Origin of the sequence: Clostridium lacusfryxellense, assembly GCF_018861735.1 — a bacterium.
GTDB classification, from domain to species: domain Bacteria; phylum Bacillota; class Clostridia; order Clostridiales; family Clostridiaceae; genus Clostridium_AD; species Clostridium_AD lacusfryxellense.
This window is the reverse complement of sequence record NZ_JAHLEB010000136.1, coordinates 1-1,652: the sequence shown is the minus strand read 5'-3', so window position 1 is coordinate 1,652 and position 1,652 is coordinate 1. Positions and strand designations below refer to the sequence as shown.

The window sequence follows — 1,652 nt, the reverse complement described above, 5'->3', positions numbered from 1 at the left end:
TAGCTGATTGCGGAACTATTTAAGAAAATTAGTTAAATAATTGATGAAGCTTATCCTAATTTATAGCGAACTTAATAAGAACTAATCTTATTATAAAAAAATCACTATGCTATTAAAGATTTTATGGATAAGAAATGAGACTTTTTATTAAGTTTATCAGCAATCAAAATAACAATTTGCTGTGTTATTGCAGCGAGGATTACTTCAACTTTAAGAGAAATAGTATTTCTTAACTTTGTATATCCAACGCCCATAGGAAATTTTACCATGAAATTTGTTCTTTCTATTATTGTTCTTTTTTTATAAAGTTCAATCCATTTATCTGAACCTCTTGGTATAACTGTATTTAATCTGTAATTATCATTAACATTAGTATGATGCATTCTACCACAAGATGATGTAGTACACGGACTTTCGCAAGATAGAATATAAGTTGTTTTACCTTTTATAGTTTTCTTCTTAGATTTTGGACAAAGCCATTTTAGTCTTAGTGATCTTCCTTTTTCTTTTGACGTACCATCAAATATCATGGGTAATGAATCATCACTTGGACAGGTTGGAATACCATTTTCATTAATTTTAGGTTTACCTATATCTTTAGATCCCCTGGGATTTAGCGGGATTATGGGGATAATATCATGATCTTCATAGAGATACTTGTAATTTTCAAGGGCATCAAAACCAGCATCACCTAGAAAATATATATAATTAAAATCGGGATGATAACTGTAAAAGTTATTAAGTACAGGTATAAGGCTCTTAGAATCATAGTCATCTTTATGTTCAGTGCCCGATAGGGCGTCAGCAATATCAATAGTATTATCACTATTATAAAAATCAATATGCCTTATGATGCCAAGACCATTTGTGACGAAGGCAGCTTTCATTGAGTAACAATAGTGCCCATTGATATAAGACAATTTGATATCCGTATTAGCAACAGATTCCTTAGGCATCTGAGAACAAGCATAGCTGTGAGCATTGAAATTAGGAATGCTTTTAGAAAACTTTTTAGTATTTCTCATAACTGAGTCAAAGGCTTTAGGGTTATTTTCTTTAACATAACCCTCAATACCTGTAGTATCAGCTACAAGAATAGCTGCAAGTTCAGGGCTTAGTAGTTTACAAATAGGTTCTGTAAGATCAACGAGATTATTAAAAAACTTAAGGAAGTCACTCTCAAATTCAATTTTTAGCCTCGAAAATTGAGAGGCATTAGGTACTCTGGTAAAACCACATAAAGTTTTAAGTTCAGAAGAAAGATTAAGTATGTTGATTAATAAAGAGATATCTGCGATCGAAAGTATCATTTTGATAATTAAGGCTGTCAACATTGATGACAATTTGTAATCTCTAGGGTGACCAGTTGATGCATAATAGTGATTAATGAAGCTTTGAGGAATTAACTCAGATAAATCAATATATTGGTCAAAAAGTTTTATTAACTTTGGTTTATCTTGCTGAAAATACTCATCAATATCTGTATAAATATCAGCAAGAGATAACTGTTTTAAATTTGATTGCATGGAATTATCTCCCTTCGATGAATTTGTTCTCATAAATATAAATTCGACAAAAGTTGGGGGAATTCCTGTAAATATATAATTGTAAAGCCTTGAAGTAACTTGACTACAAGGTTATGCAATTAACTA

At 30.8% G+C, this 1,652-nt stretch carries 1 protein-coding gene; it reads right to left on the bottom strand.

The features are described from left to right. Nucleotides 1-104 precede the first annotated feature (104 nt). Complete coding sequence (locus tag KPL55_RS25590) at nt 105-1,559, bottom strand: transposase (protein ID WP_246599850.1); 1,455 nt, start codon at nt 1,557-1,559, stop codon at nt 105-107. Nucleotides 1,560-1,652: the final 93 nt, after the last annotated feature.

Bases quoted from the DNA above. Each gene is read 5' to 3' on its own strand.
- KPL55_RS25590 (WP_246599850.1), bottom strand. From the start codon at position 1,559: ATGAGAACAAATTCATCGAAGGGAGATAATTCCATGCAATCAAATTTA.